At 40.1% G+C, this 15,274-nt stretch carries 15 protein-coding genes; 13 read left to right on the top strand and 2 right to left on the bottom strand.

All coding sequences use genetic code 11. The annotated features are described in order from the left end of the window. The 6 genes from cobS to Q0371_RS03145 are packed head-to-tail and all read left to right on the top strand — an operon-like array spanning position 1 to position 3,392. Entirely contained in the window at positions 1 to 750 is a 750-nt protein-coding gene (gene cobS, locus Q0371_RS03120) for an adenosylcobinamide-GDP ribazoletransferase (RefSeq protein WP_298468164.1), read from the top strand. Beyond that, positions 720 to 1,319, top strand: coding sequence for a histidine phosphatase family protein (locus tag Q0371_RS03125; protein WP_298468167.1), 600 nt, complete (start codon positions 720 to 722; stop codon positions 1,317 to 1,319). The genes cobS and Q0371_RS03125 overlap by 31 nt, the downstream gene beginning before the upstream one ends. Next, positions 1,271 to 1,684, top strand: coding sequence for a bifunctional adenosylcobinamide kinase/adenosylcobinamide-phosphate guanylyltransferase (locus tag Q0371_RS03130; protein ID WP_298468169.1), 414 nt, complete (start codon positions 1,271 to 1,273; stop codon positions 1,682 to 1,684). Before Q0371_RS03125 ends, Q0371_RS03130 begins: the two co-directional genes overlap by 49 nt. After that, complete coding sequence (locus Q0371_RS03135) at positions 1,659 to 2,249, top strand: cob(I)yrinic acid a,c-diamide adenosyltransferase (RefSeq protein ID WP_169361189.1); 591 nt, start codon at positions 1,659 to 1,661, stop codon at positions 2,247 to 2,249. Before Q0371_RS03130 ends, Q0371_RS03135 begins: the two co-directional genes overlap by 26 nt. Positions 2,250 to 2,254: 5 nt before the next feature. Then, entirely contained in the window at positions 2,255 to 2,737 is a 483-nt protein-coding gene (locus Q0371_RS03140) for an ECF transporter S component (protein WP_251552263.1), read from the top strand. Further along, positions 2,730 to 3,392 (top strand): hypothetical protein, encoded by a 663-nt coding sequence (locus Q0371_RS03145; protein WP_298468174.1) that lies wholly within the window; start codon positions 2,730 to 2,732, stop codon positions 3,390 to 3,392. The genes Q0371_RS03140 and Q0371_RS03145 overlap by 8 nt, the downstream gene beginning before the upstream one ends. Positions 3,393 to 3,455: 63 nt before the next feature. Here Q0371_RS03145 and Q0371_RS03150 read toward each other — a convergent pair whose 3' ends face one another. Further along, the gene (locus Q0371_RS03150; RefSeq protein ID WP_298468177.1) at positions 3,456 to 3,830 is read right to left on the bottom strand and encodes an enoyl-CoA hydratase; all 375 of its coding nucleotides are present in this window, start codon (positions 3,828 to 3,830) and stop codon (positions 3,456 to 3,458) included. A 295-nt stretch (positions 3,831 to 4,125) separates the two neighbouring features. Here Q0371_RS03150 and Q0371_RS03155 point away from each other — a divergent pair, with 295 nt between their 5' ends. Beyond that, the gene (locus Q0371_RS03155; RefSeq protein WP_298468180.1) at positions 4,126 to 6,180 is read left to right on the top strand and encodes an EAL domain-containing protein; all 2,055 of its coding nucleotides are present in this window, start codon (positions 4,126 to 4,128) and stop codon (positions 6,178 to 6,180) included. A gap of 88 nt (positions 6,181 to 6,268) precedes the next feature. On the opposite strand, the gene Q0371_RS03160 is transcribed toward Q0371_RS03155, so the two are convergent. Beyond that, the gene (locus tag Q0371_RS03160; RefSeq protein WP_298468183.1) at positions 6,269 to 6,934 is read right to left on the bottom strand and encodes an HAD hydrolase-like protein; all 666 of its coding nucleotides are present in this window, start codon (positions 6,932 to 6,934) and stop codon (positions 6,269 to 6,271) included. A 961-nt stretch (positions 6,935 to 7,895) separates the two neighbouring features. Between Q0371_RS03160 and Q0371_RS03165 the strand changes: the two genes are divergently transcribed. From Q0371_RS03165 to Q0371_RS03190, 6 genes are all read left to right on the top strand, one after another. Next, positions 7,896 to 10,049 (top strand): (Fe-S)-binding protein, encoded by a 2,154-nt coding sequence (locus Q0371_RS03165; RefSeq protein WP_298468185.1) that lies wholly within the window; start codon positions 7,896 to 7,898, stop codon positions 10,047 to 10,049. Positions 10,050 to 10,207: 158 nt separating this feature from the next. Next, complete coding sequence (locus Q0371_RS03170) at positions 10,208 to 11,416, top strand: acetyl-CoA C-acetyltransferase (protein WP_298468187.1); 1,209 nt, start codon at positions 10,208 to 10,210, stop codon at positions 11,414 to 11,416. Beyond that, the gene (locus tag Q0371_RS03175) at positions 11,413 to 12,264 is read left to right on the top strand and encodes a 3-hydroxybutyryl-CoA dehydrogenase (protein ID WP_298468189.1); all 852 of its coding nucleotides are present in this window, start codon (positions 11,413 to 11,415) and stop codon (positions 12,262 to 12,264) included. Before Q0371_RS03170 ends, Q0371_RS03175 begins: the two co-directional genes overlap by 4 nt. A gap of 20 nt (positions 12,265 to 12,284) precedes the next feature. Continuing rightward, positions 12,285 to 13,421 (top strand): acyl-CoA dehydrogenase, encoded by a 1,137-nt coding sequence (locus Q0371_RS03180; RefSeq protein ID WP_298468192.1) that lies wholly within the window; start codon positions 12,285 to 12,287, stop codon positions 13,419 to 13,421. 55 nt (positions 13,422 to 13,476) lie between these two features. Beyond that, positions 13,477 to 14,616 (top strand): acyl-CoA dehydrogenase, encoded by a 1,140-nt coding sequence (locus Q0371_RS03185; protein ID WP_169359441.1) that lies wholly within the window; start codon positions 13,477 to 13,479, stop codon positions 14,614 to 14,616. A 1-nt stretch (position 14,617) separates the two neighbouring features. Then, positions 14,618 to 15,256 carry a TetR/AcrR family transcriptional regulator gene (locus Q0371_RS03190; protein ID WP_298468197.1) on the top strand — a complete coding sequence of 213 codons (639 nt, stop codon included), beginning with the start codon at positions 14,618 to 14,620 and terminating at the stop codon, positions 15,254 to 15,256. The last annotated feature ends 18 nt before the right edge of the window (positions 15,257 to 15,274 follow it).

The raw sequence follows: 15,274 nt of genomic DNA on the forward strand, positions 1-15,274 counted from the left end.
ATGAATAGCCTGTTATTGGCACTTCAATTCTTTACCATTATTCCGGTTAAAAAAAATCTACCGATGGAAAAAAGACAAATAACTGGGATGTATACTTTTTTTCCTTTGGTAGGAGCTGGCATTGGAGCAGTCGCTAGTTTGGCTCTCTATTTTGAATGGAGCCCCTTAATGACTGCATTTGTGATTGTCAGTCTGGGAATCCTACTGTCAGGTGGACTCCATATGGACGGCTTTATCGATACTTCAGATGCTTTTTTTTCCTATAGAGATTTAAAAAAGCGAATGGAAATTTTAGATGACCCTCGAGTTGGTGCTTTTGGTGTGATGGCTATTGTTTTGTTGATTGTAGGTAAAGTAATCATCATAGCCGAGGTGTTGTCTTCTGAAAGTTTTCATTGGATATTTATAGTGATTATTCCTGTCTTATCACGCATAGTTCTTGTGGCGCTATTTAGTACTACCGTAAATGCTAAAGAGAGCGGTCTTGCCCATTTCTTTAAGCAAAGGATTCATATTCCACTATTATTACCGTTAACAGCATGCTCATTGTTTATAGCCATTTGTTTAATTGGTCTAACGACGTATTGGCTTATTGCGATTACAATCTTAAGCGTGTTAGTCGTATTTAGCTGTGTATATCGTAGCTGGACGTTAAAGAATTTCGGGGGCATTACGGGTGACTTACTCGGTGCCAGCCTAGAGCTTACGGAGGTTATTTTATGGATGACTTTTTTACTGTTACTCTCATAAGACATCTTCCGACGAAAGGAAATGTTAATCAAAGATATATTGGTTGGACGGATGAGCCCATTATTTCCGATCTTAAGACCGGCCGAAAAATAGGGGAAGCTACAGAAGTGTTTGGGAGTGATTTACTTCGATGCCGCCAGACAGCCAATATAATTTTTGGAGATATTCCATATATTGAAAGTACTAAGCTCAGAGAGTGCTCCTTTGGTAGCTGGGAAGAAAAAACATATGAGGAATTAAAGCATGAAGCAAAGTACCAGGCGTGGCTAGACGATTATGAATGTATTGCCCCACCAGGTGGGGAATCTCTACGACAGTTAGAAGTAAGGGTAACAAAAGGGTTTTGTGAAGTTATTACTAGCTCTAATCATCCTATTATCATTACACACGGTGGGCCTATTCGAGCATTGTTAAGTAAATTTGTAAATGACTCTAAAAAGTTTTGGGATTGGGATGTGCCCCATGGAAGCATGTATACACTGTGTTGGAAAGATAGACAAGAAGTACTGGAGGGAAAGCATTGCACGTCATATTCGGTGGAGCATTTAATGGAAAAAGAGCTTTTGTAGAAAAGAAGCTAGCTGGACGTCATGTTCAATGGATTAATGCAGGGGAAGAACTCCCTACTACATTATTTCCCGATAAAGAAATACTGGCGATAACAGGGTTTGAGAATCTGCAACAAGATCAGTTAAATATATGGTATACGTATTTAAAGAAATGGGATCTGGAAAAAGAGGTTTATGTGGTTGCTACTGAAATTGGAAGAGGGATTGTTCCGATGGAGGCAAGTATGCGGAAGATAAGAGATAATGTGGGAAGATTTTATCAGCAGCTTTTTGCTGTTGCAGAGAGTGTTACACGTATTTGGTATGGTATTCCACAAACTATAAAGGGAGATGTTCACAATGAAAATTTACACAAAAACAGGTGACAAGGGACAAACAGGATTAATCGGAGGCAGAACAGATAAAGACGATATTCGAGTAGAGGCATACGGAACAATTGACGAAGTAAACTCATTTATAGGAAAAGCAGTGACAGAGCTAGATCCAACCAAATTTGCAGATCTTCTAGAGGATTTGGAAACGATTCAGCACGAGCTATTTGACTGTGGTGGAGATCTAGCAAACGTATCTAATCGCAGAATCTATAAAATGACAGATGAGGCAATCGAGGCAATGGAAAAACGCATTGATGTATTAGTAGAAGAAGGCCCAGTATTAGAGCGATTTATCCTTCCGGGAGGAACTCCAGCTGCGGCGACGCTTCATATTGCGCGTACTATTACACGTCGTGCAGAGCGATTAACTGTGACGTTATCTAAAACGCAAGAGGATGTACCTTCCGTTGTACAGCGTTACTTAAATCGTTTATCGGATTATTTATTTGCAGCAGCTCGTGTGGCAAACGTGCGGGAAAACGTAAGTGATGTTGAATACGTAAGAAGCGCAAAAGTGTTTAAAAACGTTGGAAGCGAGAAAAAAGAAGGGGAGTAATCTATATGAAGCTTCGACTATTAACACTTGCAGCCATGTTCGCAGCTCTTTGTGCAATTGGAGCGTTGATCAAGATTCCAGTGGGGATTGGAAGTGCGGCACTAGATACAGTGCCTGCACTTATTTCCGCTCTTTTTTTACCGCCAATGTATGCAGGAGCGGCTTCTTTAGTAGGTCATTTAGTCTCTTCCTTATCAGCTGGGTTCCCACTAGGTCCATTACATATCATCATAGCCCTGGAGATGTTTGTCATTCTATTTGTTTTTACAAAGCTCCATCAAAAGGGATATCACTTTTGGAAATGGGTTTTCTTTATCTTTGCAAATAGTGTACTAGCAACTTTACCTTTCTACTGGATTATTTCACCTGCGTTCTTCATAGGTGCTTTACCGGGTATCACGCTGGCAACTATACTTAATGCTTCCATTGCTATGATTGTTTCTCCTGTTGTTGAAAAGGTAATCGAACGAGTGAAGACACATGCGTAATGCTATATTATTGCCAAATGGAATAGTACTAACCACGGATAATTCGGCAGCGATAGGTGAAAAGGAAAACGATGTGGTGTCTATATCAGATGAGGTAGTAGCCTACTTTGCCGCTCGAGTCTCTATCTTGGAGCAGTGGGCAGCTAGCGCCTACCCACAAACGATAGTGGTTCATAATTTTTCAGGGAATGACAGCTGGAACAAGTATATTAAAGGAATAAAGAAATTGTTTAATGAGATTGCAGAGGAATGTCCAACCATTACAGGTAGCAGCGAAACGAATATAGAAACCATGCAATCTGCCGTGGCTATTACGATGCTTGGTCAGCAACAGCTAAAACACAATCAGGATGTTCAATGGTATGCCTATGGAAAGCCATGTGTAGGGGAAGAGGTTATTAAAGATGCAGACAAAATTGCAGACTTAAAAAAAGTTTGGGAGGCAATGAGGTCTGGATTGGTTCATGCTGTTTGGCCGGTCGGCTCTAAAGGAATAGCGGATGAATGTAAGCAACTAAAGCTCGAGTGCAATATGAAAGGCTGGGAAGTCCAAAAATCTGCAGGTCCAGCAACGACGGTTCTAGTAGGTATTAATAGTTCGAGACAGCAGGAAGCGAAACTATACTTTGGCGAATACTTTCAAGCAATCATTTAGCTTACTTAGCCTTATAAAAAGCAGTCCATTTCCTAGTTGGAACAGACTGCTTTTTTTTAGTGATTATAATATTACCCCTGAAAAACTTCCTTTTAGCACTAAAGTGTTATGTTGATTGTGGCATTTAAAGGATGCAACGATAGAAATTCTTTTCTCTTTCGGGTCTAATTGATCAATCGTGACCTCACAAGTTATTGTATCTCCCGTATATACTGGTTTTAGAAATTCAAAGTCCATATGACGAGCCAATACGTTGTTATCTCCACCCACTTTAGTCGGTAATGTTGCAGTCAGTAATCCTTGAATGACGACTCTCCCTTGAGCATCTGGATTCATATGATGAATACCTTCATCCCCTGAGATTTTTATAAATAATTCCACATCGTTTAATGTAAAAGTTCTTTCAAACCTAACTATATCTCCAGCCTTTAAAGACATATAATCTCCCCCTTAAAAGAATATTATATTACTTGTATAGCCAAGTCTTACTGGATGGTACAACTCGTAAAATCTAATGGAAATGAAGCTATTTTTCTCGTCTTGCGATTTTGGTATCTTTATCACTCCCAATTGAGGTATATTAAGAGACCGGTATCACCTTCAAAAGAAAGTTTCCGTAGAGCTTTGAGATGAGTTAATTTGTAGTACTCACTGCCGATAAAAGGAGGGTGATTACTTTAGAAACATGGATTTTACGTTTATAGACACGAAAATGTAAAAGGAGATCAATTGAATGTTTGAAAATTATTTGGAAGAGGATATGGTCGTCATTCAAGGTGACTATGCTACTTCTGTTGTTATATTGTCCATTTTAATAGCCGTAATAGCCTCATATTCAGCCTTGACGATGAATGGAAGAGCGCAGAGGATTGGTTTTTTTCATCGAAATCTTTGGTTAATGTTTGCTTCTATTGCTATGGGATTTGGAATATGGTCTATGCATTTTGTTGGGATGAGTGCATTCTCCTTGCCTGTCCATATGACATACAATGTTACACTGACTGTTATATCAATTGTGCCAGCAATGGTAGCATCGTTTATAGCCTTTTATTTATCTAACCTGCCGAAAAGAGGGCTTTGGGTTTATATCCTAGCTGGAGTTTCGATGGGAGCTGGTATCTCTACTATGCATTATATGGGAATGTATGCCATGAAAATGGATATCTCTTATTCTTATAACTACATAATATTTATAGTTTCTATTGGTATATCAGTGGCAATCTCGATGTTAGCCGTCTATATTTTTTCAAACCTGCAACTTTATATGAAAAATCGTTGGATTCAATTATTTACTGCTCTAATTATGGGTTTAGCAGTGTCTAGTATGCATTATACGGGTATGTCAGCAGTCACTTTTTATGTGCCTAGTGATTTTCATGCACACGCACTAGCACATGACATGGGGAATATAGGTGGTTTAGTTATCATTGTCACTGCAGGAATGGCGTTACTGCTTGGTATACTTTTTTTATTGGGTCAAATAGATCGTTATGTGGCGTACCACACGAATTTTTTTGATTCCTTTACAAAACTACCAAACCGGCGACTATTTGAGCAAGATCTTCGAAAGCATTTATTTCCGGAGTACTTAATCATATGGCAGCTTCATGGATTAGAGGAACTCAATAAAGAATATAGTTATCAATTCGTTGATGAAGTGATTAAGCTAACAGCTCAAAGATTTCAAACAATGCGACCTCCATCCTCTGAACTATATAGAATTGAAGAGAACCGCTTCGCTTTTTTGATGAAGGATGTTAAGGAAAGCTCACATGTAAAAGAAGCTATGCAGAGAATTTCTGAATATCTACAAACGCCATTCTTTATTGATGGGGAAAAAACATATCTTTCTTCCGTTTGTGCAGTTGCAGAAGCTAACAATAAAACCGAGGCAGCAACCTTGTATGCTAACGCTTTAGCTGTTATCCGCCACTCCTCTACTAAATTTGAAAATGAGGTAATTTTCTTTGATCCAGCAATTCACACACATGCTTTTGAGCGTGAGATAGTGGATGGAATTGGTCGTGCCATTAAGATGGGGGAACTGTTCTTAGTCTATCAGCCGAAAGTTTCTCTTAAAGGGAATCAGGTGGAAGGGTTAGAAACCTTACTCAGATGGAACCACCCCATTCATGGGCTACTATCCCCGGCCTTGTTTATTCCTATACTCGAAGCACATAATCGAATGGAGAGAGTTACAGACTGGATAATTGAGGAAGTCTGTAAACAAATCGCAAGTTGGAGGGAAGAGGGTATCTCTTTTGGGCAACTTTCTATTAATATACCTGGAGACTATGTAACCTCACCAAAACTTCTCCAAGTACTACAAGCTAATATGCGGAATTATGAGGTGTTAGCCTCTCAGCTGGAGCTTGAAATAACGGAAACGAGCTTTGTTAGAAACATAGAAAAAGCAATCCAAGCTGTCATCGCTTTTCGAAAGGAAGGGCTATCCGTAGCTTTAGATGATTTTGGCACAGGTGTTTCTTCTTTGTCCTATTTAAAAAAAATGCCTATTTCCACGTTAAAGATAGACAAGTCTTTTATAGATGAAATTCCGACATCAGAAAAGGATTCATCCATACTGGAAGCAATGATTGGGCTTGGTCAATCGCTAAAACTGACAATTGTGTTTGAAGGTGTAGAAACGAAGGAGCAAATAGAGTTCCTACGAAACACTTGCATCAAGCCGGTTGTACAAGGATATTATTACTCAAAGCCACAATCCAGTGAAGAAATAGTGTTGTGGAATCAAGTCCACTTAGCGACATCTAAAGGATTGGCATAGAAAGCATCGAGTGAGACTCGATGCTTTTTTCAAATTAGGAAAAGATAAGTTTTAGTGGCTAATCGATTCCGCTTTAAAAAGATGGGAGTTATTTCTGAGAAAGGCTAGTTTTTTTTAACACCTGATGGATATTAGAAAAGCTATCAAGAATATAATCAGCATGGATCAGCTCAGCTTCCTGTGAAAAATCAAACCGTACACCAATAGAGAGTAGATTGTTATCTGAAGCAGCCTTAATATCTGAGGAACGGTCCCCAACTACATACCCTCGCTTTACTCCATTCTCTTTCATAACTAACGATACTAATTCAGATTTATTCCCAGATTCAACTAAATCAATGCTATACATATCCTTTATCCACCTATTTAGGGTGTAATGCTCCATAATTGCCTCTAGATAGGCAGTTTGACCATTACTTGCAATATACATGGGATAAACCTTTGCAAGGTCCGCTAGAGTAGATTCTACACCCTCATATAATGCACCTCGATCGTTTTGAATCTGTTCGATAAGAGCCATTTGAAACAATTGATTACTCTCCTCACGAACTACATCGCTATGAGCTGGACATAAAGTTTCCCAAACAACGGGTAAAGGTACCCCCATAATCTCTCTGTAAGTGTCAATCGGAGTTTCGCCGCTCCACAGGCCTTTATTTCGCAGTTGCTCAAAAGTAGCCTCAAGAGCAGGCTCTAATATTAGGATTGTTTGAAACAACGTGCCATCCATGTCAAAAATAATTGCTGTATCCATTGGAACACATCCTTCCATTTAGTATTGATTACTAATCATTATCATTTCGCCTTTATAATGACGCCGATTAGCATTGCTAAGATGCTTAATAGGTTAGGTCATCTAAAGCGTTATATTCGAAGAGCGCCTTTAAGTAAAGTAGCGCCTTTAAGTAATACACCATTAAGATTAAATCTGATTGATGTGAGGGGAGTCCTCTTTTATGGGGAGGTTTTGTGAGGTTATGGACCATCTTAAGACTTTTACGGGCGCTTTGAGAGTTTATGGGCCATATCAAGACTTTTATGGGACATTTCTTATAAGGTTATGGGACACATTCAAGACTTTTACGGGCGCTTTGAGAGTTTATGGGCCATATCAAGACTTTTATGGGTCACTTCTTCTAGGTTTATGGGACGTTTCTTATAAGATTATGGGACACATAATACCTTTAATGGGCGCTTTTTGAGTTTATGGGCCATATCAAAACTTTTATGGGTCACTTCTTCTAGGTTTATGGGACGTTTCTTATAAAATTATGGAACACATTAAAGACTTTTACGGGCGCTTTCTGAGTTTAGGTCACATTACTACTCTTTAACATTGCAGCATGCTTGGTGATTGAAGCGACAGGCGGCGACTCCTAGGGGAACAGCACGAGGGAGAGACTACAGGCTCGATCCGTGCCCCCAGGAAAGCGCACGCCGAAAGCGAAAATCTGTCATTTCTAAATCTACTTAACAATGCGAGTTTCATTATTAAATTTATATCTATAATTCCTAAATACCATCTGCATTTAATATAATACTTTAACGCAAAGCCTAGAAGATTAAATTATTTTAAAAAAATAACATTTTTGAAAAGAATATATATTTCCCTATTGACTGAATGCTCATTCAGTTTTAATATTGTATTAATTCATATAATTCTATTATAATGTTATTCTATTAGTAATTAGGCACATCTTAGAGGGGGAAAAGGAATGAATCCATTGTTAATCGCAAACTGGGTGTTATTCATAGGTGTTGTACTGTATGCGGTATATCTATTTGTATATCTACTACGAACGAGATACGCATACATTAAATTGGGGAAAAAAGTTGAGTTTGAAGATAATGTGAAGGAAAGACTTCGCAAAATCTGGGTGTATGTATTTGGACAAAAGAAATTATTAAAAGACAAGAAGAGTGGATCTATTCACGTCATGTTCTTTTATGGATTTATCTTAGTACAGTTTGGAGCAATTGATTTTATCTGGAAGGGACTAGCACCTGATTCACATTTACCGCTAGGACCACTATATCCAGCATTTACATTCTTCCAAGAAATCGTAACTTTAGTTATTTTAGTAGCAGTAATCTGGGCATTCTACCGCCGTTACGTAGAAAAGCTAGTTCGTTTAAAACGTGGATGGAAAAATGGCCTAGTACTGATTTTCATCGGTGGACTAATGGTGTCTGTATTAGTCGGTAACGGTATGGGAATGATTTGGCATGGACATGAGGCAACCTGGAGTGAGCCTGTAGCATCTGCTGTTGCAACCGTTTTCCAAGGGATACCTGAGGCAGCCGCAATCACTGTATTCTTTGTTATGTGGTGGATTCACTTATTGTTCCTATTATCATTCTTAGTTTATATACCACAATCTAAGCATTTCCATTTAATCACTGGACCTGCAAACGTATATTTTCACCGTCTAGATAAAGTAGGTAGACTACGTCCTATTAATTTTGAAGAAGAAGAGGACGAGGAAGCGGATGAAGAGGAAATGCCAGTCTTCGGTGTCGGTCGCGTCCAAGACTTTACACAAGCACAGATGATAGACTTCTACGCGTGTGTAGAATGTGGTCGTTGTACGAATATGTGTCCAGCGACAGGAACTGGTAAAATGCTTTCTCCAATGGACTTAATTGTGAAGCTTCGTGATCACTTAACATTTACTGGAGCAGTAGAAACGAAACAAAAACCATGGGTACCTTCACTAGCATTCCAAGGAACAAAAGGAAATCAACTAGCGATGGCAGCTGGTGCAGAAGGTGCAGTAATTGAAGATATTTACAGTCCTTCATTAATCGGTGATGTAATCACGGAGGAAGAGATTTGGGCTTGTACAACTTGCCGTAACTGTGAGGACCAATGTCCAGTTATGAACGAGCATGTAGATAAAATTATAGACCTTCGCCGTTATTTAGTAATGACAGAAGGCAAAGTAAACCCGGATGCACAACGTGCAATGACAAACATTGAACGTCAAGGTAATCCTTGGGGCCTTAACCGTAAAGAGAAAGAAAACTGGAGAGATGCTCGCCCAGATCTTCATATTCCTACTGTAAAAGAAGTTTCTAAAGCTGGGGAAGAAATTGAATATCTATTCTGGGTTGGGTCTATGGGATCCTTCGACAACCGTTCTCAAAAAATTGCTTTATCGTTTGCTCATCTGATGAATGAAGCAGGAGTGAAGTTCGCAATTTTAGGTAACAAGGAAAAGAATTCTGGAGACACACCGCGACGTCTAGGAAACGAATTTATGTTCCAAGAATTAGCTGCAGCAAATATTAAAGAATTTGAAAAAGCAGAGATAACGAAGATTGTTACAATCGATCCTCATGCATATAATATTTTCAAAAATGAATACGGTGATTTTGGTTGGAATGGAGAAGTTCTTCATCATACAGAGTTACTATATGATTTAGTAATGGCGGGTCGCTTAAAACCTAAGCATGCGGTAAATGAAACAATTACCTTCCATGATTCTTGCTACTTGGGACGTTATAACGATGTCTATGATGCACCTCGTGAAATATTAAAATCGATCCCAGGAGTTCAGCTAGTAGAAATGGCGCGTAACCGTGAAAACGGGATGTGCTGTGGCGCTGGTGGAGGCTTGATGTGGATGGAGGAGCATGTTGGTAACCGCGTAAATGTTGCTCGTACAGAACAAGCGTTAGAAGTAAAACCAACCGTTATTTCTTCTGGATGTCCGTACTGCTTAACGATGCTGTCAGATGGTACGAAAGCGAAAGAAGTAGAAGATACAGTAGGAACATATGATATTGCTGAGCTTCTAGAAAAATCCATCTTCGGTGAGTCAGTGACTGAAATAGAAGAGGTTAACGAAGAACAGAATGTTCAATAATAATTGCAATCACAAATTACTTTAAGTAAACTTAAACTAATTAGGAAGGGAGTGGAAATACTCCCTTTTCTTAACATTATTAATCGAGCGAGCGTTCAGTCAGTACTATTTTATTTAAATAATCTTGAAAGCGTATACAAATCAAAGGGGTGACTGTATTGACGAAAACAGTAATTTTGGATGGGGCACGTACAGCTTTTGGTAAGTTCGGTGGAGCACTTAGTAACTTAACAGCTTCCGATTTGGGAGGAGTTGCTATAAAAGAAGCACTTGCAAAAGCAGGTGTAAATCCTGAGCAGGTAGATGAAGTGATTATGGGGACAGTTCTACAAGCCGGGCAAGGTCAAATTCCTTCTAGACAGGCAGCTAACAAGGCTGGAATTCCTTGGAATGTTCAAACAGAAACGATTAACAAAGTATGTGCTTCTGGGATGCGAAGCGTAACGATGGCAGACCAAATTATTCGTTTAGGGGACGAAGAGGTAATCGTAGCTGGGGGAATGGAATCTATGTCCAACGCTCCATACTATTTGCCGAAAGGTAGATTTGGTTTAAGAATGGGCGATGGCCAAATGGTCGACGGAATGATTTACGATGGTCTTTCTTGTTCATTCCATCCGAAGCGTGTTCATATGGGAACTTACGGAAATTCGACTGCTGATACGTTTGAGTTATCACGTGAAAAACAAGATGAATGGTCATACAGAAGTCACAGCCTTGCGTTGAAAGCGATTGAATCTGGAATATTTGCAGAAGAAATTGTTCCGGTTGAGATTCCCCAACGGAAAGGTGATCCGATTGTTGTGACTCAGGATGAGGCTCCTCGGACGGATACTTCTGTTGAATCACTTGCTAAACTGAAACCTGCATTTGGTAAAGAGGGCACTATTACAGCTGGAAATGCACCTGGGGTAAATGATGGTGCTTGTGCACTTGTACTGACAAATGAAGAAAAAGCAAAAGAGCTTGGAAAAGAGCCACTAGCATATATAGTTAGCCACACTGCCATTGCAATTGAGCCAGAAAACTTTCCACAAACTCCAGGACTTGTTATTAACAAGCTACTTGAGAAAACAGGGAAATCTATTGAAGACATTGATTTGTTTGAAATTAACGAGGCTTTTGCGGCAGTTGCGTTAGTGAGCAGTCAAATTGCTGGTTTATCAGAGGACAAAGTGAACGTGAACGGTGGGGCTGTTGCATTAGGTCATCCAATTGGAGCATCTGGTGCACGAATTATACTTACGCTTGCGTATGAATTGAAGCGTAGAGGGGGAGGCATCGGAATAGCTGCCATCTGTTCAGGTGGCGGCCAAGGAGATGCCATCATGATTGAAGTTCCAAAAACAGGGGGAAATCTAGCATGAACATTCAAAAGGTAATGGTAATAGGAGCAGGGCAAATGGGTTCTGGGATTGCACAAGTCTGTGCACAGGCAGGCTATGAAGTGAAGCTAAATGACAGAGAAGAAAAATTCTTTGAGCGAGGCTTTCAAACAATCTCCAAAAATCTTTCTAGAAATGTAGAAAAGGGAAGAATGACCGAGGACGACAAACAAGCGGTTTTAAATAAAATCAGTAAGTCACTATCAATTAACGATGCAAATGATGTAGATCTTGTCATCGAAGCAGCTGTAGAAAACATGGAAATCAAACAATCTATTTTTAAACAACTAGATGCTATTGCACCAGCTCATGCTATTTTAGCAACGAATACGTCATCACTTCCAATCACAGAAATTGCAGCAGCTACCAATCGTCCAGAACAAGTAATTGGCATGCATTTTATGAATCCAGTTCCCGTGATGAAGCTCGTTGAAATTATTAGAGGACTTGCAACTAATGATGAAGTTTATGCAGCGATTGAGGAAATGACGAAAAAGTTAAGTAAGGTTCCTGTTGAAGTAAATGACTTCCCAGGATTTGTTGCAAACCGTGTATTAATGCCAATGATCAATGAGGCAATTTATACATTATACGAAGGGGTAGCAACGAAAGAAGCAATCGATGATGTCATGAAGATGGGCATGAATCATCCAATGGGACCTCTACAGCTAGCAGACTTCATCGGTTTAGATACTTGCTTGTATATCATGGAAGTGCTTCATGAAGGATTTGGTGACAGCAAGTATAGACCATGTCCGTTATTGCGTAAATACGTGAAGGCTGGATGGCTAGGGAAGAAAACTGGAAGAGGCTTCTATATTTACGAATAACCAACAAAGGGGATTTATTAATGGAGTTAACATTCACTGAAGAGCAGCTAATGATGCGCAGCATGGTTCGTGATTTTGCAAAAGCCGAAATAGAGCCTTTTATTGAACGGATGGAGCAAGGGGAGTTCCCTCGTGAAATTATAAAAAAAATGGGTGAGCTAGGTTTAATGGGGATCACGATACCAGAGAAGTACGGTGGATCGGAGATGGACTTTACTAGCTATGTGATTGCTATCCATGAATTATCCAAGGTAAGTGCGGTTGTAGGGGTTATCCTTTCCGTACATACATCCGTAGGGACGAACCCAATTCTTTACTTTGGTAATGAAGATCAAAAACAGAAGTACATCCCAAAGCTTGCATCTGGCGAGTATCTTGGAGCATTTTGCTTAACAGAGCCATCTGCTGGGTCAGATGCAGGTGCTCTTAAAACGAAAGCAGTCAAAAAAGACGATCATTATGTGCTGAATGGATCCAAGGTGTTTATAACAAATGGTGGAGAGGCAGATGTTTACATCGTATTTGCTTCGACGGATGCTTCGCAGGGCTCTCGTGGAATCTCCGCGTTTATCGTGGAGAAAGACACACCAGGTTTTATCATTGGTAAAGACGAACACAAGATGGGCTTGCATGGATCGAGAACAGTCCAAATCACCTTCGAGGATATGAAAATTCCAGTAGAGAACCTACTTGGAGAAGAGGGCGAGGGCTTTAAGATTGCTATGGCCAACTTAAACACGGGGCGTATAGGAATTGCAACTCAAGCTCTAGGTATAGCCGAAGCTGCTTTCGAAGCAGCGGTAGGATATGCAAAGGAACGCGTCCAATTTGGTAAGCCAATTGCTGCAAACCAAGGAGTCGGGTTCAAGCTTGCAGACATGGGAACAGCAGTTGAGGCAGCTAGATTACTAGTTTACCGAGCAGCCAATATGCGAGATAGAGGGCTTCCTTGTGGGAAAGAAGCGTCGATGGCTAAGCTATTCGCTTCTAAAACAGCGGTAGACGTAGCAATTGAGGCGGTTCAAGTATTTGGCGGCTATGGATACACAGAGGATTATCCAGTAGAACGCTACTTCCGAGATGCAAAGATTACCGAAATTTACGAGGGTACAAGTGAAATCCAACGAATCGTTATTAGTAAGCATTTGATGAATTAAGAGAGAACGAATATAGCAGACAAAAATAAATACGACAAAAAGGCGGAATGTACAAATGAATTTTCAACTAACAGAAGAGCATGAAATGATTCGTAAAATGGTACGTGACTTTGCTGTGAATGAAGTAGCACCAACAGCTGCTGAACGTGATGAAGAGGAGCGTTTTGATCGTGAAATTTTCGACAAAATGGCAGAGCTTGGACTAACAGGAATTCCGTGGCCTGAAGAGTACGGCGGAATTGGATCGGATTATTTAGCTTACTGTATCGCAGTAGAAGAGCTATCACGAGTTTGTGCATCTACAGGAGTAACGCTTTCTGCACACACATCTTTAGCTGGATGGCCAATATTCAAATATGGAAATGAAGAGCAAAAGCAAAAATATCTTCGTCCAATGGCAGAAGGAACAAAAATTGGTGGTTACGGATTAACAGAAGCAGGGTCTGGTTCCGATGCAGGTGGCATGAGAACAACTGCTAAATTAGATGGAGATCATTATGTGCTAAATGGCTCTAAAATCTTTATTACGAACGGTGGGATTGCAGACATTTATGTAGTGTTTGCTGTTACAGATCCAGAATCTAAGCATAAAGGAACAAGTGCATTTATCGTAGAAGCTGGATTTGAAGGATTCTCAGTTGGGAAAAAAGAGAAAAAGCTAGGAATTCGTTCATCGCCTACAACAGAAATCATCTTTGAAAACTGCCGTGTGCCTAAGGAAAATCTATTAGGTCAAGAAGGCGAAGGATTCATCATCGCTATGAAAACGTTAGATGGCGGTCGTAACGGTATCGCTGCTCAAGCGGTTGGTATTGCTCAAGGTGCTTTGGATGCTTCCGTTAGCTATGCAAAAGAGCGCGTACAGTTTGGTAAGCCAATCGCTGCAAACCAAGGTGTTTCCTTCAAGCTAGCAGACATGGCCACATCGATTGAAGCTTCACGATTACTTACGTATCAAGCAGCTTGGTTAGAGTCTAATGGACTTTCCTACGGGAAGGAATCTGCAATGGCTAAGCTAATGGCTGGAGATACAGCTATGAAAGTTACAACAGAAGCAGTGCAGGTATATGGTGGATACGGATATACGAAGGACTATCCAGTGGAACGTTTTATGCGTGATGCTAAAATAACTCAAATTTATGAGGGTACACAAGAAATTCAACGTCTTGTTATCTCTCGTATGCTTACTAAGTAACATGGACAAAAAACACGAAGTATTGACCTCTGTAAAGGACGGAAACTTAATTGAAAAAAGACGTCAGCAAATGATTCGAGCAGCTGTCACTTTATTCAAACAAAAGGGCTTTCACCGTACTACTACAAGAGAGATTGCGAAGGAAGCGGGCTTTAGTATAGGCACGCTTTATGAATATATCCGCACCAAAGAGGATGTACTCTATTTAGTTTGCGATAGTATTTATCATGAGGTTCATGGAAGGCTTTCAGAATTTCAGCCTGAAAAAGGCACGACGATGGAGGATTTGAAAAATGCGATATATCACTATTATGGGGTGATAGATGATATGTCGGATGAGTTTGTCGTCATGTACCAGGAATCCAAATCGTTACCAAAAAAAGCACTCGAATATGTATTAACTAAAGAGCTAGAAATGGTGGATATCTTCCATAAAATCATGGTTGGCTGTATGGAGGCTGGGGAGCTGAAGCTAACTGCGGAGCAGGCTAAACTCTATGCTCATACCTTGGCTGTCCAAGGGCAAATGTGGGCATTTAGAAGATGGGCCTTGCGCAAGGAATTTACCATCGAGCAATTTACAGATCTACAAGTGCAGTTATTACTCAGTGGGATGGGTAAAGCGAAGGACGTTCTTTAAATTAGTCCAGGGTTTGGA

The organism is uncultured Psychrobacillus sp. (assembly GCF_938022135.1).
Taxonomy (GTDB): Bacteria; Bacillota; Bacilli; order Bacillales_A; family Planococcaceae; genus Psychrobacillus.